Here is a 21187-nt window from a genome sequence, read left to right on the forward strand (position 1 = left end):
GTCAGTTCGACGGCAGTTGCTGCGCGTCGAACCAGTCGAGCAGCGTGCGCGTGACGAACGCGGGATTCTCCAGGTTCGAGATATGGCCGGCGTCGGGCACCAGCGCATGCGCGCAGCCGATCACGCTCGCCATCTTCACGGTTTCCGACGGCGGGCGCGCCATGTCGCCCGCGCCGCACATCAGCAGCGTGTGTGCGGCATCGAGTTCGGCGAGCGCCGGCAGCGTGTCGGGCCGGCCGAAGATCAGCCGGCCGAGCGGCGCGATCGATTGCCGCAGCCGGTCGGCGGGCAGGTTCGCGAGCGCATGGCGAAACGCCGTCGGCACCGGGCCGTCGAGATCGACGTCCGGGCGGAAGAACAGCGGCACGATCGCGTCGAGCAGCGGCGGCGCGATGCGGCCCGCGGCCTCGATCGCATCGAGCATCCCGAAATAGCGCGTACGCGTCGCATCGGGCTCGGCCTCGAGCGACGCGTCCATGATCACGAGCGAGCGCACGCGCTGCGGCTCGCGCAACGCGAGCCGTGCGCCCCACATGCCGCCGACGCTGAGCCCGACGATCGCGCACTGTTCGATGTCCAGCGCGTCGAGCAGCGCGCTCGCGTGCGCGGCGAGATCGTCGAGCGTGTGCGTGCCGTCCGGCAGCGCGCCCGATTCGCCGTGCCCCCACAGGTCCGGCACGATCACGCGATACTTGCGCGACAGCGCGTCGATCTGCGGCGCCCACATCGTCGCGTCCCACAGATAGCTGTGCCCGAGCAGCACCGGAAAACCGGCGCCGTGATCGTGGTAATGCAGGGTACTGCGCTGGATGCTGTGTGCGGGCATGCTGTCTCCGGAATGTCAGGACTCGGCGGTGGCCCGGAAACGGGCGCCGCGGTCGGCGGCGTTCTGCGACGAACGCGAAGCGGCGCATCATCGCACAGGTGCAGGTACCGCGCATGACGGCGCGCACGGCGCTGTCGCGCGCCGCGTTCGTCATCCGACGCGATACATCGGCACCACGTTGCTGCCGGCGGTGTCCTGCTCCGTCGCGAGCGGGTGACACGCTTGTTCGAGCAACCAGTTGGTCAGCACCGCGATGTCGAATTCGTTGCACGCATCGGGGTTCTGCACGAGCACGTAGCTGCCCGATGCAACGGTGCAGTGCGGGAACAGCTCGACGAGCCGCCCCTGCTTCAACAGCCCGTCGACCAGCGGCCGCCTTCCGATCGCGATGCCGTGCCCGTCGACCGCGGCCTGGACCAGTTGGTCGTACTGGCTGAAGTGCAGCGCGCCGGCCGGCCGCAGCCGCGGCACGCCGAGCTCCTTCAGCAAATGGCTCCATCCGTGCCACGGCCATTCGCCGCGCGGGTCGTCGAGATGCAGCAGCACGTGCTTGTCGAGGTCGGCCGGCTTCATCGACGCGGCGTCGCCCGCCGCCGTCATCAGGCTCGGGCTGCACACCGCCACGACACGCTCGCGAAACAGCACCTCCGTATCGTCGGTCGACGTATACGGGCTCGCATAGCGCACGGCCAGGTGCAAACGTTTGCGTTTAAGATCTTCAATTTCGCTCGTTGCCGACACGCGCACGTCGATGTCCGGATAGCTGGCGCGGAATGAACCGAGGCGCGGAATCAGCCACAGCGCGGCGAACGAGACGGTGGTCGACAACGAGATGGCGCGCTGGCCGACACTCGACGACAGCTTGCCGACCACCGATTCCAGGTCGGACAACGCGAACGAGATCGCGTCGTACAGCTCGCGCCCCTTGTCGGTCAGCGTCAGCGAACGAATGTGCCGATGGAAAAGCTCGATCCGAAGCTGCTCTTCGAGCGCCTTGACCTGCCGACTCACGGCCGATTGCGTGACGTTCAATTCCTGCCCCGCACGCGTGAAGCTCAAATGACGCGCCGCGCATTCGAAGCCTCTCAGGAAATCCAGCGAAGGCAGACTTCTCAATCGCTTTGCCAATCTCACATTAGCCATACCGCCGCCTCAAAGTTGCACCCATCGACAGGCAAGTTGCCGTTCGTCTCCCTGACTCGTCTCTCCTATTTGGATTCGGAAACGATTTTATATTGAAGCATGGATGCATATCATTCTTATTTTCAATCGTGACACTTGTATTTATCTATCGATTTTCATCGCATCAGTACGCTTACACGAACATTATCCGGTTGTGATTTTGTAAATTAATATGCGAACGAATCGAGGGCTCGACAGGTTCGATAAATTCCCGTAGAAACAACCGGTTTCCAGCCAAATTCGCCGCTATCGCAGCGCTTTATCCGCATAGACGGAGGCGAAACACAATGCCTACAATTCAATTTCAATTTGCCGACTTTTCCATTTTATTTTCCGGATTGCGAAAAACAAACTGTCTGCAACAGACACGGAAAATCCCATTAAATCCGGAATTAGGCGTTTATTAAAAAATACTAAACGCATGAAATTCAAGCTTTCCATACGGTTTCATAAACCGATGAAGCGATTATTTCCGGAAATGAATAATTCGCCGGCCGGCAGCGCCGGTCGGCGTCGGCGCGTTCGCCGGTCGGCCGGCATCCGGCCGGCACCGCGCGACAGCCGGATGTATCGATCCGCTACGGGCTGTCCACCGCGCCACTTACCCGCGCCGTCACTTCGCGGCGGTAGCGGTTCAGCTCCTGCGCGGTCGCGAACGTGCGCTCGAACAGGATCGACAGGTTGTGCAGGATCCGCTCGACGACCTTCTTCTCCCACTCGCCGTCGAAACGGATCTGCTCGTCGAGCCAGCGCTCCAGCCATTCCGGATCCGGCAAGCGCGACTGCACCGTGTCGCGCGGGAACAGCGCCTGGTTCACGTGCAGGTTGGTCGGGTGCAGCGGCTTCTCGGTGCGGCGCGCCGACGCCATCAGCACGCCGATCTTCGCGAATGCGGCACGCGCGACGTCGCCGCAGTTGTTCAGCGCCTTCTTCATGTAGCGCAGGTACGCGCCGCCATGACGCGCTTCGTCGCGCGAAATCGTTTCGTAGATCTGCTTGATGACGGGCTCGGTGTGCCAGTCGGCCGCGCACCGGTACCAGTGGTTCAGGCGGATCTCGCCGCAGAAGTGCAGCATCAGCGTCTCGAGCGGCGGCGCCGGATCGAACTGGAAGCGCACCGCGTGCAGTTCCTCTTCGGTCGGCACCATCTCCGGCTTGAAGCGGCGCAGGTATTCCATCAGCACCAGCGAATGCTTCTGCTCCTCGAAGAACCACACGCTCATGAACGCGGAAAAGTCGCTGTCGTGCTGGTTGTCGCGCAGGAACATTTCCGTCGCGGGCAGCGCCGACCATTCGGTGATCGCGTTCATCTTGATCGTCTTCGCCTGCTCGTCGGTGAGCAGCGAAGCGTCGAACCTGTCCCACGGAATGTCCTTCTCCATGTCCCAGCGGACGGCCTCGAGCGACCTGAAAAGTTCCGGATAGAGCATCGTCGTCATCGTCGTCGCAACGCATTCGGCGCCGGTAATCACGCCGATTGCGTGGATGCGGGCGCGACCGCTTCGGCATCGGGCTCGCGGTCGTCCCGATCGTCGTCCACCGAGCGCGGCGACAGCCGGCCGCGCAGCAATGCGTAGTAGAACTGCCGATAGGTGCGGTGGTAATAGCGGATGCGCGGCGCGATCGCGCCATGCAGGTCGTGCAGCCGCTCGATCGGCAGGCTCGGCATCATGTGATGCTCGACGTGATAGTTGTTGCCGTTCGTGAACCACGTCATGAACGCGTTGCTCTCGATCGTCCGCGTGTTGCGAAACGGGTCGGTGCTCGTCAGGTCGCAGCGGTAGTGCTCGGGCATCTCGACCAGTGCATGCACGGGCGCCGCGACGCATACGAGCGGCACGACCCACACCCAGACGGCGAACCACGTGTGCAGCGCGAACGACAGCGCGGCGAGCAGCGCGATCGCCGTGGCCATCAGCAGGTAGTCGCGGCGGATCGCACGCGACACGAGCGCGTTGTCGCCGAAGCGCGCGCCCGGCACGACGAGCTTCGCGACGTTCTTCGCGAACTGGATATAGTGCGCGGCCATCGACAGTCGCCACGCCCACAGCCCGACATTGACGACGGGGCTCGCGCCGTACTGGTCGCCGTAGTCGAAGAACTCCTTGTTCTCCGGCGTGCCGAGCAGCCGGTGATGGCGCAGATGGCTGTCCTGATACGCGTGGAACGACACGAGCATCGGCATGCCGAGCAGCACGCCGAACACCATGTTCAGGCGCTTGCTGCGAAACCCCTGGTAATGCAGCGCCTGGTGCTGCAGTTCGACGCCGTGCGCATACATCGCGCCGATCAGCAGGATGCCGACGATCTTCACGATCACGAGCGCCGACAGCGCGAACATCATCCCGTGCGCGACGAGCGCGACGTACACCGCCAGTTTCAGCGAGAAGACCACGCCGCTCGGGCGGCTCTTCATGTCGGCAACCGGTTTCGAGCGGGCAACAGGCGATGAGGTGACGGACAAGACGCTCTCCTTGAGCCGGACCCTGCCCGGCACGATGACGCGGCGACGCTGGCGCGCTGCCGGGATGCAATTCTTCTGTGAGTCGATGCTTCGGACAAACGAATTTTCCGAACGCATTGCATGACGCCTGCGCATGAGCGAACCACATCGTGAACTAGACGACCGGTCGAATGAGACCGACCAGTCACCTCGCGTCCGGGCACGCTGATAAGGAACCTGCGCCGGCCCTCGTGGATGCGCTGCGCTCATGCATAGCCTGCATAGATTCCGTTTGTCGCAGCGGATCGATCCGGCAAGAATCCTCCTCACTCGACGAACGGCGCCGCCGGCACCGTGGCGCGAGCGGCCGTGTTCCTCAAGGGGAGAACCCTCGTGACGAAGTACGCATCCACCATTCATCGCCTGATCGAATCGCTCGAGGACGTCGCGGGCGCCATGCATCGCATGACGTTCGTCGACGACGCAGGCCGCGAAGCGAGCATCACGTACCGGCGCTTCGCGGAAGAGGTGTTTCGCCAGGCCGGCGCGCTGCGCGAGCTCGGTGTGCGCGAGAACGATCTGGTGATGCTCGCGCTGCCCGCATCGGTCGAGCATGCGGTCGCGATGATGGCCTGCGTGATGACGGGCGCGCTGCCCTGCACCGTGCCCGTTCCCGCGCGGCGTGCAACGGCCGGACGGCAGGTGGCGGACGTCGCGTGCGAGTTGTACCGGCCGCGTATCGTCGTTGCCGCGGATGCGCAGGCCGCGGCCTGGCACGATGCGGCGTTTCCCGTGGCGTCCACGCGCGTCGTCGATCTCGCGATGCTGTCGAGCGCCGCGGAGGCCGGCACGCGAGCGCTGATCAGCGCGAAGAGCGGCCGCGATCCGCATCATGTCCAGCTCACGTCGGGTTCGACGTCGCATCCGAAGGCCGCGGTGCTCAGCCACGAGAACGTGATCGCGAACGTGCTCGGCATCGGCGGGTCGGTGCGCTTCGACGTCGCAGCCGGCGACGGCACCGCGTCGTGGCTGCCGCTCTATCACGACATGGGGCTGCTCACGCTGCTGTCGAATCTCCACTACCGCGCCCCGCTGCTGATGATGCAGCCGAACAGCTTCATCCGGAATCCGCTCGGCTGGCTCAAGCGCATCGCATCGACGCGCGCGACGACGACGTCGGTGCCGACCTTCGCGTTGCGCTACTGCGTGCGCCGCTTCAATGCCGCCGCGATGGACGGCGTCGATCTGTCCGCGTGCCGCAACATCTTCATCGGCGGCGAACGCGTCGACGATGCGACGCTGCGCGATTTCGCCGCGACGTTCGCGCCGTACGGCCTGGCGGCGTCGGCGCTGCAACCGTGCTACGGGATGGCCGAATCGACGCTCGCGGTATCGATGCACCGTGCATGGCACGAAGGCGCGGTCGACGGCGCACCGTACGTGATCGCCGACACGCTCGACCGGCGCGCGCTGATCGAGCGCCGCGACGCGCAGCCGGCCGCCGCGAACGACGGCCACGAGACGGAAACCGAAACAGTGCTCGCGATGGGCGCGCCGATCGAAGGGATGGCGTTCCGCATCCTCGACGACGGCGACCACGCGCTGCCGAATCGCGCAGTCGGCGAAGTCGCGATCCGCGGCACGTCGGTGATGCTCGGCTACCTGAACCCCGACGACGGCACGATCGCCGCGCCGCTGACGGCCGACGGCTGGTTCCGCACCGGCGACATCGGCTACGTCGCGGACGGCCAGCTGCATATCCTCGGCCGCAAGAAGGAAGTGATCATCATTCGCGGCAGCAACTATTTCCCGCACGAGATCGAGGAAGCGCTGGCGTCGCACGGCGCGCTGCGCAAGAGCACGTGCATCGCGTTCGGTCTGCCCGATCCGGAAACCGGCACCGAGCGGCTGGTCGTCGCGATCGAGGCACGGCCCGTCGACGCCACGGCGCAAACGCGGTCCGAGTGCCAGCAGCTGCTCGCGTCGCGCATCGGGTTCGCCGCGCAGGATCTGTGTTTCGTCGAGCCCGGCTCGCTGCCGCGCACGACGAGCGGCAAGCTGCAGCGCCTGAAGTGTCGCGATCTCTATGCGAACGGCGCGTTGCCCGTGATTCCCGCATCGGCCGCCGTCGAAGCGGGCCAGGGAGCGTTCGCATGACGGCCGCGTCGCTGGGCCCCGTGCTCGAACTGCGCGACGTCACCCGCGTGTACGAGGGCGCGGGACGCGTCGTCGCCGTACGCGGCGCGACGATCTCCATCGGCCGGCGCGACGTCGTCGCGCTCGTCGGCCCGTCGGGCAGCGGCAAAAGCACGCTGCTCAACCTCGCCGGCTTTCTCGACATGCCGAGCAGCGGCGAACGCTGGCTCGAAGGCCACCGGATCGACGACGCGCCGGACACGCTCGAACGGATTCGCCGCGAGCGCATCGGCTTCGTGTTCCAGCAATTCAACCTGATTCCGGTGATGTCGGCGCTCGAGAACGTCGAACTCGGCTGCTTCGCGTGGGGCACGCCGCGCACGCGGCGCGAACGCGCTCGCGCGATGCTCGACGCGGTGGGGCTCGCCGCGCGCGAACGACACCGCCCCGGCGAGCTGTCGGGCGGCGAACAGCAGCGTGTCGCGCTGGCCCGCGCGCTCGCCAAGGAGCCGGCGATCGTGATCGCGGACGAGCCGACCGCGAGCCTCGACAGCGCCAACGCGCGGGCGGTCGCCGAGCTGATCCTCGACACCAACCGCACGCTGGGCACCGCCTTTCTGATTGCGTCGCACGACGATCGTTTGTGCGCGCACCTGCCGCGCCGCATCGAGATGCGCGACGGCGTACCGGGAGTGAATCGTGAACTGGTCGACGTTTGCGTGGCGTAACCTCTGGCGCAACCGGCGCCGCACCGTGCTGACGATGGCGATGATCGGCGTCGCCGCGTTCGCGTCGAGCCTCGCGCTCGGCTACGTGATCGCGACGTTCGACGCGGTGCGCGAAGGGTCGATCGACAGCGGCGTCGGCCATGTGCAGGTGTTGCATCGCGGCTATCTCGACCTGATCGGCGAACGGCCGCTGCAGTACGGGCTGACCGCCGACGAGCAGGCTGCCGCGACGCGCGCGATCGCCGCGCTGCCCGGCGTCGCGACGACCGCGCGCGGCATCGACTTCGACGGGCTCGTGTCGAACGGCGATCTGAGCTACGGCTTCGTCGGCGAAGGGATCGAGCCGAACCGCGAGCCGGCCGGCTTCTTCGACTATCACACGGTGCTGTCGGGCCGCTATCTGTCGCCGACGCATGCGGGCACCGAAGTCGTCGTCGGCGCCGAACTCGCGCGCAAGCTCGGCGTGCACGTCGGCTCGGTCGTGCAACTGATGGCGTCGACCGCGCACGGCGGCATCAACGCGACCGACGCGCAGATCGTCGGGGTGATGAGCACCGGCAACAAGGACGTCGACGAACGGATCGTCGACGTGACGTTCACGGCCGCGCAGGCGCTGCTGCGCACCGACCGCGCGTCGCGCATCGCGGTGTTCCTGTCGAATACCGCGCATACGCCGGCCGCCGCCGCGACGCTGCGCGCCGCGCTGCCGACGCTCGACGTGCGGACCTGGGACCAGCTCGTGTCGCTCTATCATCAGGTCGTCGCGCTGTACAAGAACCAGTTCTCGGTATTCGGCGCCATCCTTTGCGTGACGATCCTGCTGTCGATGAGCAACTGGATCCTGATGAGCATCGTCGAGCGGCGCCGCGAGATCTCGACGCTGCGCGCGCTCGGCGTGCCGGCCGCCACCGTGCGCGGCGTGCTGATCCAGGAAACCGCGCTGCTCGGCCTGCTCGGCGCGGCCGCCGGCATCGCGCTCGCGCTGCTGACGATGGTCGCGCTCAATCACGCGCAGATCCACCTGCCCGCGCCGCCCGGTCGCGTGAAACCGATCCTGCTCGAATTCACCGTGTCGCCCGTGGCCGTGGCCGCCGTCGAAGCCGCGTTCGTCGTGCTCGGCGTGGCCGCGGCGCTGCTCGCGACGCTCGGGCTCGCGAAACGCAACATCCTCGAAGGACTCGCCCCATGAATCGCATTCGCGTTACGTTCGCCGCGCTCGTCGCGTGCGCGCCGCTCGCCGCCCTCGCAGCCGACGTGCCGACGGCCCAGACCATGCTCGCCCGCGCCGACGCTTACCGCAGCACGGCCGCCGATACGCAGACGAACATCCGGATCACCAACGAGGTCGGCGGACAATCCGGCGACGCGACCCGCTATCTCGTCTACACGCGCGGCAACGGCGACACGCTCGCGCTCACGCGCAGCGGCGAGAACGACGGCCAGAAATACCTCGCGACCACGCGCGGGCACTGGTTCTACGTGCCGAACACGCGCAGCGCGGTGCGCATCAACGGGATGCAGCGACTGCAAGGCGAAGTCGTGATCAGCGACATCACGCGCACGCACTGGGCGGACAGCTATCGCGCGACGGCAGCCCCAGGCACGACGCCGATCGACGGCAAGCCGGCCACCGAGCTCGACCTGACCGCGACCGACCCCGACAACGTGTACCCGACGATCAAGCTGTGGGTCACGCCCGATACCGACGTGCCGGTGCGCGCGCAGTTCTTCCTCGCGAGCGGCCTGCTGTTTCGCAGCGCGGATTTTTCCGCGCCGGTCGACGCGAACGGCCGCAAGGTGATCCGCAAGATCACGTATCGCAACGAGGTCGAGAAGCAGCGCGCGAGCGTCGTCGACATCCTCGACGGCCAGCCGCGCAAGATTCCGTCGGGCTGGTTCAACCCCGACACGCTCGCCGATGGCCAGTGAGTACGACGCCGATGCCGACGCTCATCGTGATTGCCTCCGTTCGTCGTCCGGCCGGGCCAGCCGCAACTGGCCGGGTATCGCGCTCGCCATTCCGCTCGCGCTCGGCTGCACGCTCGCGCACGGAGAATCGCTGATGGACCAGCTCGGCACGCTCAACGGCATCGGCTACGCGCGCTCCGTCGACAGCATGGACGGCCGCGCGCTGCTCGGCCGCCTGATCGGCGACTCGCCGCGCAATCTGCAGGAAGCCGGCCTGCTCGCACGCATCGACGGCGAGAACCTGTTCGCGAATGCGCGCGTCGTCGCCGGCAATCATTCGCTCGGCGCGCAAGCGAGCCGCTTCAACGAAGCCGGCGTGCGCTACGCGTTCGACAACGGCATCACGCTCACGGCCGGCAAGCGGATCGACGCGCTCGACACGTCGCAGGCGTTCTTCCCGCTCGGCTTCTTCCAGAAACGGGCCGCGACGGCCGACATCTACGACCGCTACGGCGACGTCGAAGGCACGCCGCTCGTCGAAGCGAAATGGGCCGGCGAGCAGACCACGCTGCAGTTCATCGCCGGCGAGAACCGCACGCTGCGCAACGACGTCGACAACCGCGACGTCGAAGGCGCGACGCAGCTCGTGCGCGGCGCATACAACTGGTCGGGTGGCTCGGCCGCCCTGCTCGCCGGCCGTCACGCGGGCCGCGGCGGCGCCGGCGCGACGCTGTCGTTCGACGTCGCGCGCTCGAACACCGTCTATGCGGGCGCCTGGCTCGAACGCGGCACGACGCGGCCGCTGCCCGCGTTCATCGCGAACGGCACGCCGCTCGATTCGGCGGCTGCGTACGACGCCGTCGATCGCCGCAACGATCGCCAGATCATGTGGCGCAGCGCGGTCGGCATGCAGAGCGCGCTGCCCGGCAACCTGTCGCTGATCGTCGAGTGGTCGCACGACGAAGCGCGTTACGACGCGAGCCAGTGGCGCAGGATGGTCGGCGCGGCGCAGGCGAACAACGCGCTGCTGCCCGTCGCGCCCGGCGCCGCGCTGGCCGGCCTCGGCGGCACGGCCAACTTCGTGAGCGTCGACGGCAGCCTGCGCGACTACCTGTTCGCGCGGCTCGGCAAGAAAATCGGCCGCGTCGAGTATTCGCTGCGCGGCGTCTATTCGCCGCAGGACAAGGGCCTGCTCGCGACCGCGCAGGTCGTCGCCGACGTGAACAAGCGCGTGAGCGTCGACGTCGCCGTCACGCGCGCATTCTCCGACAGCCAGTCCGAGTACCGGATGGTCGGTCTCGGCACCCGTATCGACGCCGCCGTGCGCGTGCGTTTCTGACAGGAACCCTGCCATGTCCACGCTTTCCGTTCCCGCTTCGACCGCCACGCCGCCCTCGCCGCTGCTGCTGCGCGTGGCCGACCAGGCCGCGTATCCGGTGCTGCGCCACCTCGACAACCTCGACACGCTCGGCACCCCGCCGCGCGCGGCGGCCCGGCTGGTTGAAGCCGCCGCCGTGCGGCTGCTCGACAGCGAGATGGTGATCGCGCTGCGCGCGTCCACGCCGGACGTGCTGCCCGATGCGTCCGCGTCGACGCCGCTTCGGCACGACGAGGCGCCGCTCACCGAAGCGCTGCTCGAACAGATCGGCCGCGAAGGGTTTCATCACCTGTTCAAGCCGTTCATGCGCGCGTTCATCCGCATCATGTTCGGGTTGTTCTTCTCGGACGATCAGAACCGCCGCGCATGCGAGTGCATCGACGCCGGCCACAACTTCGCGTTCCTGATGAGCGACGGCGGCGGCCCGACGCTGGCCGCCTGGCGCACCGTCGCACGCAGCGACGACAACGGGCTCGCGCTCACGGTCGACAAGGTGTGGGGCATCGAGGCGCACCGCGACTGCATGGCCGTCGTCGCGGCACGCCTGCCGGGTGTGATGTTCCCGGCCGCCTATCTCGTGTGGCCCGACGAGTACCGCAAGCTGACGCGCGCGACCTGCGGCGCGCCGTTCCTCGCGGGCAACCTGCAGCTCGCGAACGTCGGCGGCCAGGTGCGCATCGCCGCCGAGGATCGCCTGCGGATCGGCGGCCCGACCGTGTTCAACAAATACCTGACCGTCGTGCGGCCGTACTTCGTGCGCGCGCTGATGGCGCACGTCGGCTGGCTCGAACGGACCGGCCGCGTCGAGCTCGACGCCGACGCCCGCGCGGTGCACCGCTTCATCGCGGACGCCGCGCGCAACCAGACCGACGACGCGCACTACAGCTTCGGCAAGGTGCAGCGCGTGCTCGCGATCAAGCTGCTGTCGAACGAGTTTCTGAGCGCGCTCGTCCGCGACGGCAAGGTGCCGCTGTTCGACGACCAGCGCGACCTGCTGGCGTTTTCGAAGATGGAAGGCAGTTCGTACCGTTGTTATCACGAGCTTCGCAAGAGCCTGCGCTGCGAAGCCGGCAGTTGACCCACGCGACAGGCCGATCGATCCCGATCAATCCAACTCAACTTCAGGAGCTCCCCTCATGACGACCCAGAACGTTCCGGCCGACGCGCTCGACATCCTGTCCCGCGAAGTCGCGAAGATCCTCAACGTCGAAACCGTCGACACGGACGCCGGCATCGGCGAACTCGGCATCGATTCGCTGAACATCGTCGAGCTGATCGTGTTCTGCGAACAGCTTTACGGTTCGATCGATCCGGAAGCGCTGAACATCACGCAATACACGACGCTGCAGCAGCTCGACGCGCAGCTGCGCCGCCAGCAGCACGCGGCCTGATACGACGATGCTCGCGCCCCTTGCCCCCGTGGCGGCAGCCGCCGTCCAGCCGGCTCCGGCGACCGCGCTGACCGTGCAGGCGCTCGCGTACCGGCGCGTCGCGCCGTCGCGCGACGGCGCGGCCGTGCCGCTCGACGACGCGGCCCGCTCGATCGGCGCGCTGGCGTGTGCCGAACGCGAGCGGCTGTGCGGCGCGATCGGCGCGGACGACTACGTGGTCAGCTCGACGATCCTGTCGATGCTGCTGATGAACGACTCGCCGCAGCATCGCGTGTTCGCGCAGGCGCTCGCCGGTACGAACGACTACACGCCCGACTGGATGACATGCTCGTACGAGTGCGCGGGCTGGGGCTACGTGCTGCGCCGCACGCTCGCGACCGCCGCCGAGACCGGGCCGCGCACGCTGCTGCTGCAGATCGTCGACATCGACGTGCACGGCTATACGTACTGGCACGGCAATCCCGCCTGGGGGCGCTCGGGCTTCGGCGTCTGCACGCTGCTCGTCGACGTCGGCCGCGAACCGGCGCAGTCGGTCGTCGCGGACGCCGCGCCGCCGGCCAGCGCGGTCGTGCGGCTCGGTCGCGCCATCCGCACGTTCTGCGCGGCGCGCCCCGGGCTGCACGCGGCGCTGCCGTTCTTTCCGGCCACGTCGCGCCGCGCGCTGCTCGCGTCGGTCGGCAAGACGCCGCTGCTGCCGGACGGCCACGGCCTGTTCGGCCATGCGTTCGGCAGCGACCCGTGGCTGTCGGTGCTGCTCGCGCACCGCGACGGCGACACGCCGCGCCGCGCGGCCGTCTGCTCGCTCGCGCTGAACGGCTATTACGCGATCGCCGACGTCGCGTTCGCGCCGGACGCGACGTTCTCTCTCGACGGCGAGGCGTGACATGGTGCGACCCGTTCACTTCACGTACCGGATCGCGCGCGACGTGCGCCAGCCGGTTGCGGTCGCGGCCAGCGCATACCGGATGCCGCTCGACACGCCGGCCGACTATGCGCGCGCCGCGCTCGCGGAGGCGGCCGGCGACGCGTACGACGCGGGCAATACGTACGACGTGGCCGGCGGCGAACGACGCGTGCTGCTCGACCACGTCCAGTATTTCGCATTCCTCGCGGAAATCGCGGCGCGGATTCGCGGCGCCGTGCATCCGGACGCGCGCCTGTTCATCGAAGTTTGTGCGCCGTATTTCGGCGCGCTGCCGGCCGAACTGCTCGCGCCGCACGTGCTGCTCGGCGTGCACCTGTACGACGAAGCGTTGCGTGACGCCGCGCGCGGCGCGCCGGTCGTCTGGATCGGCGACCGCATCCTGCGCGATGCGGAATTCGCCGGCGACAACCGCGTGTGCTGCGCGATCTGGCCCGCGCGGCTCGCCGATGCGTTCGACGCGCAACTGCGCGGCGCGTGGCCGGCCTATGCGATCCGGCTCGACCCGCACCCGGGCGCGTCGCGCGCCGCCGCTCCGTTCATCGATTCCGCCCATCATTCCGGCGCCGCCGCGCGGCCGGGGAGACCCTGACATGAATGACACGCTTACCGTGATGCAGGACACGGCCGATATCCGCTGGTCGATGCCCGTCGATGCGCTGATGTCGAACGACTACGCGCTGCGCGAAGAGGCGCTGAACCGGCTGTACGAGAAGGCGAAGGCCGCGCAGTGGGATGTCGCGACCGACGTCGACTGGCGCCACGACCTCGACCCGGCGAATCCGCTCGGCATGCCCGACCCGACGCTCCTGATCTACGGTACCGAGCTGTGGGGCAAGCTCGCGGACGCCGACAAGCGCGAGGTGCGCCATCACGCGCAGGGCTGGCTGCTGTCGCAGATCCTGCACGGCGAGCAGGCCGCGCTGATCTGCGCGTCGAAGCTCGCGTCGGCCGAGAGCGGCCTGAGCGCGCGCCTGTGCGCGGCCGCGCAGATGATGGACGAAGCGCGCCACGTCGAGGCGTACGCGAAGCTCGTCAACGAGAAGCTCGACGTCAGCTACCCGATGAGCCGCTCGCTGAAGGGACTGCTGCACGACACGATCACGAGCAGCGCGCTCGACATGACGAACCTCGGGATGCAGGTGCTCGTCGAGGGCATCGCGCTGTCGATCTTCCAGAGCGTCGTCGCGTACAGCACCGATCCGTTCGTCAAGGACCTGTTCTTGCGGATCCAGCGCGACGAGGCGCGTCACTTCGCGGTCGGCCGGATCACGCTGTGCCGCGTGTACGCGGAAATGAGCGCGCACGAGCTGCGCGAGCGCGAGGAATTCGTCTGCGAAGGCGCGGCCGTGCTGTACGAACACCTGTGCGCGGACGACATCTGGGAACCGATGGGGCTGTCGAAGCGCGAATGCAGCGCGATGGTGCGCGAATCGCCGGTGTCGAGCTCGATCCGCCGCTCGATCTTCCGGCGCCTCGTGCCGACGATCCGCGAGATGGGCCTGCTCACGCCGACCGTGCAGGCGACCTTCGAAAAGCTCGACGTCCTCGACTACGCGGCGATGCCGCTCAACTGACATGACGATGCCCTCCTCCCACGCATCCCGCGACGCCGGCTTCTGGATCGGCATCGACGCAGTGGCCTACGAGCTGCCGGGCCCGCCCGTCGATATCGAGGCCTGGGCCGCCGAACGCGACTATCCGGCGCAGCGGGCGGCCGCGATCGCGCAGTCGGGTAGCCGCTATTTCCATATGGCGCTCGACACGAGCGAGACCGATCTCGCGATCGCGGCCGTCGGCCGGCTGCTCGACACCGCGCGCGTGCATCCGTCCGACGTCGGCGCGATCGTGCACGTGCACACGCAGCAGTTCAGCGTGCCGCCGGCGCCGCGCAGCCTGCCGCATGAAGTGGCCGCGCAGTTCGGCATCGAGCCGCTGTGGCTCGGCTCCGTCGCGCAACTGAACTGCGTGTCGGTCGCGGCCGGCATCGAGACCGTGCGCGCGCTGATGCGCCGCCATCCGCAGCTCGATGCGGCGCTCGTCGTGTCGTCCGACCGCGTGTACGGCGAGGATTACCGGATGCGGCAGATGACGGGCGTGCAGTGCGACGGCGCGGCCGCGATGCTGATCGCGCGCAACAGCACGAAGAACCGGCTCGGCGGCATCGCGATCGAGACGCACGCGAAATGGCATCGCGGTTCGGACACCGTCGCCGCGAACGAGGCCGACCTGATCATGATGGAGTGGCCGTACACGCGCCGCGCGATCGACGCGGCCGTCGCGCTCGAGCCGCATGCGCTCGACGCATACGATCTCGTGCTGCCGCACAACGCCGACCTGCCCGGCTGGAACGCGCTGTGCCGCGCGATGCGCGTGCCGGCCGAGCGGCTGTATGCGGAAAACATCCATGCGCGCGGTCACGCGTGCTGTTCGGACTTTCCGATCAACCTGGCCGACGTGGGGCTCGATGCGGTCGCGCGCGGCCGGCGCGTGCTCGGCGTGATGCAGTCGAACTGCGGCGCGTATGCAGCCGCCACGCTTCATCCGGTGGGTCGCCATGACGCCTGAACGCCCGCTTCCGCCCGCCGGCGATCACGCCTGGATCGCCGACCTGCGTACGCCGTGCTACGTGTACGAGCCGGACGTCGCGATCGCCCGCTACCGGTCGCTGAAGGCGCGGCTCGGCACGCGGCTGATCGTGTCGCTGAAGGCGAACCCGAACCAGGACATGCTCGCGCGCTGCGCGCATGCGTACGAGGACGGCGTCGAACTCGCGAGCCGCGGCGAGCTCGACGCTGTGATCGGCCGGATCAAGACGCCGCGTTACCTGAACAATCCGGCGATGGACGAGATGTTCATGCGCGCGGGGCTCGCGTCGCGCTGCCATTTCGTGCTCGACAACCCGGACGCGGTCGCGCGTTTCGTGCCGCTCGCGCACGAAGCGGCGGCGGGCGGCAGCACGCCCGGCGCGGTGCTGCTGCGCGTGAATGCCGGCGCACTGGCGGGCGTCCACGCGCGCTCGCTGTGGCACGACCACTTCGGGATGACGCCGAACGAGGCGCACGACGCGGTGCGCACGCTCGCGGCCGCCGGCCTGCCCGTGGCCGGGCTGCACGTGTTCTCCGGCCCGCATTCGTTCATCCGCCAGGACGCGACGCAGCCCGACACGCTCGTGCTGCCCGAATTGCTCGCGGCGCTGGCCCGCGATCTCGCGCCGGCCAACGGTGCGCCGCTCGGCGCGCTGAGCCTCGGCGGCGGCTTTGCCGACGATCATCCGGGCGATGCCGCGTTCGAACGCTATGCCGCCGCGCTCGCGCCGCTGGCCGGCCGGTATTCGCCCGCGCACGAATCCGGCCGCGCGATCTTCGCCGATGCGGGCGTGTTCGCGACGCGCGTCGTCGCGGTGAAGGCGTGGCAGGACCGCACGATCGCCGTCTGCGACGGCGGCCTGTCGCATGCGTTCCTGCTCGCGCAGACCGAATCGGTGATGCGCCGCCTGGCCACGCCGTCGCTCGTGCGCCTCGCACCCGCGCCGGTCCCTCGCGGCGTGCCGACGCTCTACGTCGGCAGCACCTGCAGCCGCGCGGACGTGATCGGCCGCGCCGACACGGGCGCGCCGCCCCAGGTCGGCGACATCGCCGTGTTCGCACGCTGCGGCGCGTATCACCGCACGTACTCGATGGCGCATTTCCTGTCCCACGAAGCCGCGCACGTGTACGTGCGGCCGGCCTAGACCTTCCAGAGGAGCCGATCATGAATGCATTGATCAGCGTCGCCGACCTGCTCGAACACGGCGCGCAGCGCTGGCCGCAGCATCCGGCGTATGCCGACGGCGGCGGCACACTGACTTACGACCAGCTCGCCCGCGCGGTCCGGCGCGCCGCCGCCGTGCTTGCGGCGCGCGGCGTGCAGCCCGGCGAACGCATCGCGATCTACGCGCCGAAGCGCATCGAAACCGTGGTCGCGATGCTCGCGGCCAACGCACTCGGCGCGATCTTCGTACCGGTCAATCCGCAGTTGAAGGAAGCGCAGATCGAACACATCGTCGCCGATAGCGGCGCCGCGCTGTTCGTGACCGGCGCGCAGCGGCTCAAGCGCCTGCCGGCGCTCGCCGCGCTCGTCGGCGAACGCGTGATGCTGATGGAGGCACTGGCCGATGCGATCGACTCGCCCGGCACCGACACGCCGGCGTCGGCAGCGGCCGCCGCCGGCCGCCCGGTCGACGACGATCCGGCCGCGCTGCTCTACACGTCCGGCTCGACCGGCAAGCCGAAAGGCGTCGTCGTGTCGCACCGCAACCTGGTGTCGGGCGCGTTCAGCGTCGCCGCGTACCAGGGGCTCGCCGAAGACGACGTCGTGCTCGGCGTCCTGCCGCTCAGCTTCGATGCGGGCCTGAGCCAGCTCACGACCGCGCTGGCGTCCGGCGCATGCTATACGCCGCTCGACTTCCTGCAGCCGGCCGAAGTGCCGCGCCATTGCGACGCGTTCGGCGTCACGTCGATCACCGGCGTGCCGCCGCTGTGGATGCAGCTCGCGTCCGCCGGCTGGAGCGATGCCGCGCGCACGCGGATCCGCCGCTTCGCGAATACCGGCGGGCATCTCGCGACACCGCTGCTGCACCGCCTGCAGGCGCTGTTCACGCAAGCGTCGCCCTACCTGATGTACGGGCTCACCGAGGCCTTCCGCTCGACGTACCTCGCACCGGCCGACGCGGCACTGCGCCCGACGTCGATCGGCAAGGCCGTGCCGAACGCGGAAATCCTCGTGCTGCGCGCGGACGGCAGCGAATGCGCGGCCGACGAACCCGGCGAACTCGTGCATCGCGGCGCGTTCGTCACGCTCGGCTACTGGAACCGGCCCGAGCTGACCGCGCAGCGCTTTCGCCCGCTGCCGCGCCGGCACGGCGAGATCCCGCGCCCGGACGTCGCCGTGTGGTCCGGCGACATCGTGCGGCGCGACGCGGACGGCTATCTGTATTTCGTCGCGCGCGGCGACGACATGATCAAGACGTCCGGCTATCGCGTGAGCCCGACCGAGGTCGAGGACGTGCTGTTCGCGTTGCCGCACATCCGCGAGGCCGCCGTGTTCGGCGTGCCGCACCCGGCGCTCGGCGAAGCGATCGCCGCGTGCGTCGTGTCGACGCTCGACGCCGACGCGTGCCGCGCCGACATCGCGCGGGCGTGCCGCGACGCGTTGCCCACCTACATGAACCCGCTCGTCGTCGAGCCGCTGCCGGCGTTGCCGCGCAACCCGAACGGCAAGATCGACCGACCGGCGCTGAAAGCGCAGTATCGCGACGCATTCGCGCGCCCGAACCTCGAGGAGACCGCCGCATGACCTTGTCGACGCTCGATGAAACCTGTATCGGCGCGCCCCGCGTCGCCGCGCCCGGCACGCTCGCGTTGTCCGGCGGCGTCGTGGTGTTGCCGCCCGCCGTCGTGTTCAGCGCGATCCAGGCGCAGGAGCGCCATCCCGGCTACCGGCACCTGCTGCTGCCGCAGGCGCGCTTTGCGCGGCCGCGCGGCACGGGCGCGCTGACGCCCGACGAAGGCACGCGCCTCGCGCCGGGCGGCCGGCCCGTGCTGCGCGTCGCGCCGCCCGGGCGCAGCCTCGCCGATCTGGCCGCCGATGCCGCGCTCGACCTGCGCGATCAGCTCGGCTCCGGCGCGCTTGCGCGCACGACGCACGTGATCGTCGCAAGTTGCGCACTCAACGAAGGCATCGGCGATTCGGTCGTCGGCCGCATGCAATACGAACTCGGGCTGCAGCGCGTGACGCCGTTCGCGCTCGGCCAGAACGGCACGCTCGGCTGGTATTCCGCGCTGATGCTGCTCGACGGGCTGCTCGACGAAGGCGACCAGGCGCTCGTGATCCTCAGCGACAAGTGGCTCTACCCGTTCTTCCGTCAGTTCGGCGACCTGGTCGGCTACGGCGACGCGGCCGCCGCACTGCTCGTGTCGCGCGCGGGGCGGGCGCCGGAGCCGGTCGCATGGGGCGGCGTGCGGGCGGTCGCGCTCGAATTCGGGCCGTCGATCGCCGATCCGTGGGCCGATGCGCCGGTCGCGCTGCGCGACACGCTCGCGCCGGTCGCCGCCCGCGCGATCCGCCGCGCGCTCGAGCAAGCCAACCTGCGCGCGAGCCAGATCGACTGGTGCGTGCCGCCCGGCTTCGATCCCGGCTTCGCGGCGCGCGTGGCCGACGCCGCGTCGATTCCGGTCGCCGCGCGCATCCAGCACGACGGATCGGGCCATCTGTCGTCCGCCGAATCGGCCGCCGCGCTGATCCGGCTCGCGGGCGCGCTGGACGAAGGCGAACGCCGCACGGTGCTCGTGTGGGATGCGGCGCTGCACGGCGCGGCGGCGGCGGCCGTCGTCGATCTGGCCGGCGGCCTCGACGCCGCGCTCGATATCGAAGGAGACGCATGATGAGCGCATACAAGGTCAGCCTGCGCGAACTGCGCTTCTTTCTGTGGGAACTGTTCGAGGCCGACCGGCACTTTCTCGAACATGGGCCGTACAGCGCGCACGATCGCGCGTCGGTCGATGCGCTGCTCGAACGCGCACGCGATTTCGCGCTCGACCTCGGCCGCAGCTACCAGCAGGCCGACGTCGAGGGCTGCACGCTGCTCGACGACGGACAGGTACGGATTCCTTCGCATTTCCACGCGCTGTGGGCGCGCTTTCGCGACGAGTGGTCGAACACGCTGTTCGGCACCGCGCACGGGCTGCCGCCGATCGTCACGCAGATGATCTACGAGATGTTCATGGGCGCGAATCCGTCGTTCATGACCTACGGCGGCTTCACGCGCCCCGCGATCAAGCTGCTGCAGATGCACGGCACGCCGCACCAGAAAGCGCTCGTCGCGCCGCTCGAAGCGTACCGCTGGGACGCGTGCTTCTGCGCGACCGAGCCGCAGGCCGGCACCGACCTCACCGCGGTCGCGCTGCGCGCGACGCCGCTCGAACGCGACGTCTACGCGATCGACGGCGAGAAGGTCTATATCTCGGCCGGCATGCACGAACTGACGGAAAACACGCTGTACTTCGTGCTCGGCCGCATCGACACGGCGTCGCCGGATTCGTTCTCGCTGTCGTGCCTCGTCGTGCCGCGCTTCTGGCCCGACGAGGCAACCGGCGAGCTGCAACCGAACCACGTCGACTGCATCGGCCTGCCGCGCAAGATGGGGCTGAAGGGTTGCGCGAACACGCACCTCGTGTTCGGCGCGAACGGCACAACCAAGGGCTGGCTGCTCGGCGGCCGGCGCAACGTCGGGTTGCTGCAGCTGATGCCGCTGATGAACCAGGCGCGGATGAGCACCGGAATGTTCGGCGTCGGCGTCGCGTCGAGCGCGTACCTGCACGCGGTCGAGTATGCGGGCCGCCGGTTGCAGGGCCGGCCGATCGAGCGCGCGTCGAACACGAACGCCGCGCGTGTCGCGATCGTCGAGCACGCGGACGTGCAGCGCATGCTGGTCGACATGAAAAGCCGCGTGGACGGCTGCCGCGGGCTGCTCGGCAAGCTCGCGGCGACCGCGACGCGCGCGGCGATGCTCGAAGCGACGCCCGACGCCGACCCGGCCGAGATCGAACGCCATCGCAAGCTGCAACTGCTGCTGACGCCGATCTGCAAGGCGTTCATCTCCGACCAGGCGTGGCGCATCTGCGAGACGGCGATCCAGGTGCACGGCGGGCTCGGCTACACCGACGCGAGCCCCGTCGAGCAGAACGCGCGCGACGTGAAGATCCTGTCGATCTGGGAAGGCACGAACTACATCCAGGCGCAGGATCTCGTGCGCGACAAGCTGGGCTTCGGCCGTCACTCGCGGCTGATCCAGTACTACCGCGACGAACTCGACGCGTTCCTCGCCCATCAGCATCAACCCGGCACGCATGCGGAGCTGCGGCCGCTGTTCGACGCGCTGCGCGCGGGCGCCGACCGCATCGCCGTCGCGCTCGACGACATCGCGCGCGACGTGCAGGACGGCCACACGCATCGCAGCAGCCAGTTCTACACGCGCTTCCTGGAGATGTTCGGCGTGGTCACGTCGGCGTGGGTGCTGCTCGAATCGGCGACGATCGCCGCGCGCCGGCTCGACGCGCCCGAAACGGCCGACGCGCCGGCCGAGCTCGCGTTCTATCGCGGCAAGCTGAAAAGCGCGCGCTATTACTTCGCGAACGTGCTGCCCGTCGTCGACCAGCACGCGGCCGTGATCGCCGCGATGGCGCACGCGGCGATCAGCGTCAGCAGCGACGAACTTGCCGCGGCGGAATGAC

Annotated in this window: 19 protein-coding genes; 15 read left to right on the forward strand and 4 right to left on the reverse strand. The window is 68.7% G+C overall.

Annotated elements, in window-relative coordinates:
• Position 1: 1 nt before the first annotated feature.
• The 4 genes from WS54_RS31820 to WS54_RS31835 all read right to left on the reverse strand — a co-directional run bounded on the left by WS54_RS31820 (position 2) and on the right by WS54_RS31835 (position 4424).
• A complete protein-coding gene (locus tag WS54_RS31820; protein WP_059780676.1) occupies positions 2 to 826 on the reverse strand; it encodes an alpha/beta fold hydrolase in 825 nt (274 codons plus the stop codon).
• A gap of 150 nt (positions 827 to 976) precedes the next feature.
• On the reverse strand, positions 977 to 1969 hold the full coding sequence (locus tag WS54_RS31825; protein ID WP_059780675.1) for a LysR substrate-binding domain-containing protein: 993 nt from the start codon (positions 1967 to 1969) through the stop codon (positions 977 to 979).
• A gap of 617 nt (positions 1970 to 2586) precedes the next feature.
• Positions 2587 to 3447: a diiron oxygenase gene (locus tag WS54_RS31830; protein ID WP_034209463.1), complete on the reverse strand. Its 861-nt coding sequence runs from the start codon at positions 3445 to 3447 to the stop codon at positions 2587 to 2589.
• A 29-nt stretch (positions 3448 to 3476) separates the two neighbouring features.
• Positions 3477 to 4424, reverse strand: coding sequence for a fatty acid desaturase family protein (locus tag WS54_RS31835; RefSeq protein ID WP_059781821.1), 948 nt, complete (start codon positions 4422 to 4424; stop codon positions 3477 to 3479).
• Between the two features lie 420 nt (positions 4425 to 4844).
• Between WS54_RS31835 and WS54_RS31845 the strand changes: the two genes are divergently transcribed.
• The 15 genes from WS54_RS31845 to WS54_RS31915 are packed head-to-tail and all read left to right on the forward strand — an operon-like array spanning position 4845 to position 21186.
• Positions 4845 to 6608 carry a fatty acyl-AMP ligase gene (locus WS54_RS31845; RefSeq protein ID WP_236872829.1) on the forward strand — a complete coding sequence of 588 codons (1764 nt, stop codon included), beginning with the start codon at positions 4845 to 4847 and terminating at the stop codon, positions 6606 to 6608.
• Complete coding sequence (locus tag WS54_RS31850; RefSeq protein ID WP_059781824.1) at positions 6605 to 7315, forward strand: ABC transporter ATP-binding protein; 711 nt, start codon at positions 6605 to 6607, stop codon at positions 7313 to 7315. Before WS54_RS31845 ends, WS54_RS31850 begins: the two co-directional genes overlap by 4 nt.
• Complete coding sequence (locus tag WS54_RS31855) at positions 7287 to 8504, forward strand: ABC transporter permease (RefSeq protein WP_034208973.1); 1218 nt, start codon at positions 7287 to 7289, stop codon at positions 8502 to 8504. Before WS54_RS31850 ends, WS54_RS31855 begins: the two co-directional genes overlap by 29 nt.
• Positions 8501 to 9244, forward strand: a complete 744-nt coding sequence (locus tag WS54_RS31860) for an outer membrane lipoprotein-sorting protein (RefSeq protein ID WP_059781826.1) — start codon at positions 8501 to 8503, stop codon at positions 9242 to 9244. Before WS54_RS31855 ends, WS54_RS31860 begins: the two co-directional genes overlap by 4 nt.
• Entirely contained in the window at positions 9234 to 10562 is a 1329-nt protein-coding gene (locus WS54_RS31865) for a hypothetical protein (protein ID WP_059781828.1), read from the forward strand. Before WS54_RS31860 ends, WS54_RS31865 begins: the two co-directional genes overlap by 11 nt.
• A gap of 13 nt (positions 10563 to 10575) precedes the next feature.
• Positions 10576 to 11679, forward strand: coding sequence for a hypothetical protein (locus WS54_RS31870; RefSeq protein ID WP_059781829.1), 1104 nt, complete (start codon positions 10576 to 10578; stop codon positions 11677 to 11679).
• A 58-nt stretch (positions 11680 to 11737) separates the two neighbouring features.
• Complete coding sequence (locus WS54_RS31875; protein ID WP_011350104.1) at positions 11738 to 11992, forward strand: acyl carrier protein; 255 nt, start codon at positions 11738 to 11740, stop codon at positions 11990 to 11992.
• 7 nt (positions 11993 to 11999) lie between these two features.
• Entirely contained in the window at positions 12000 to 12875 is an 876-nt protein-coding gene (locus WS54_RS31880; RefSeq protein WP_059781831.1) for a hypothetical protein, read from the forward strand.
• A 1-nt stretch (position 12876) separates the two neighbouring features.
• A complete protein-coding gene (locus WS54_RS31885) occupies positions 12877 to 13506 on the forward strand; it encodes a hypothetical protein (RefSeq protein ID WP_034208968.1) in 630 nt (209 codons plus the stop codon).
• Position 13507: 1 nt separating this feature from the next.
• On the forward strand, positions 13508 to 14491 hold the full coding sequence (locus WS54_RS31890) for a ferritin-like domain-containing protein (protein WP_052100393.1): 984 nt from the start codon (positions 13508 to 13510) through the stop codon (positions 14489 to 14491).
• A gap of 1 nt (position 14492) precedes the next feature.
• A complete protein-coding gene (locus tag WS54_RS31895; protein WP_034208967.1) occupies positions 14493 to 15482 on the forward strand; it encodes a 3-oxoacyl-ACP synthase in 990 nt (329 codons plus the stop codon).
• Positions 15472 to 16647 (forward strand): PLP-dependent decarboxylase, encoded by a 1176-nt coding sequence (locus WS54_RS31900; protein WP_059781833.1) that lies wholly within the window; start codon positions 15472 to 15474, stop codon positions 16645 to 16647. Before WS54_RS31895 ends, WS54_RS31900 begins: the two co-directional genes overlap by 11 nt.
• A gap of 20 nt (positions 16648 to 16667) precedes the next feature.
• Positions 16668 to 18251: an acyl-CoA ligase (AMP-forming), exosortase A system-associated gene (locus tag WS54_RS31905; protein WP_059781835.1), complete on the forward strand. Its 1584-nt coding sequence runs from the start codon at positions 16668 to 16670 to the stop codon at positions 18249 to 18251.
• Positions 18248 to 19339, forward strand: a complete 1092-nt coding sequence (locus WS54_RS31910) for a hypothetical protein (RefSeq protein WP_059781836.1) — start codon at positions 18248 to 18250, stop codon at positions 19337 to 19339. Before WS54_RS31905 ends, WS54_RS31910 begins: the two co-directional genes overlap by 4 nt.
• Positions 19339 to 21186: an acyl-CoA dehydrogenase gene (locus WS54_RS31915; RefSeq protein ID WP_059781838.1), complete on the forward strand. Its 1848-nt coding sequence runs from the start codon at positions 19339 to 19341 to the stop codon at positions 21184 to 21186. The genes WS54_RS31910 and WS54_RS31915 overlap by 1 nt, the downstream gene beginning before the upstream one ends.
• Position 21187 lies beyond the last annotated feature (1 nt).

This window comes from Burkholderia sp. NRF60-BP8, assembly GCF_001522585.2.
Lineage (GTDB): Bacteria > Pseudomonadota > Gammaproteobacteria > Burkholderiales > Burkholderiaceae > Burkholderia.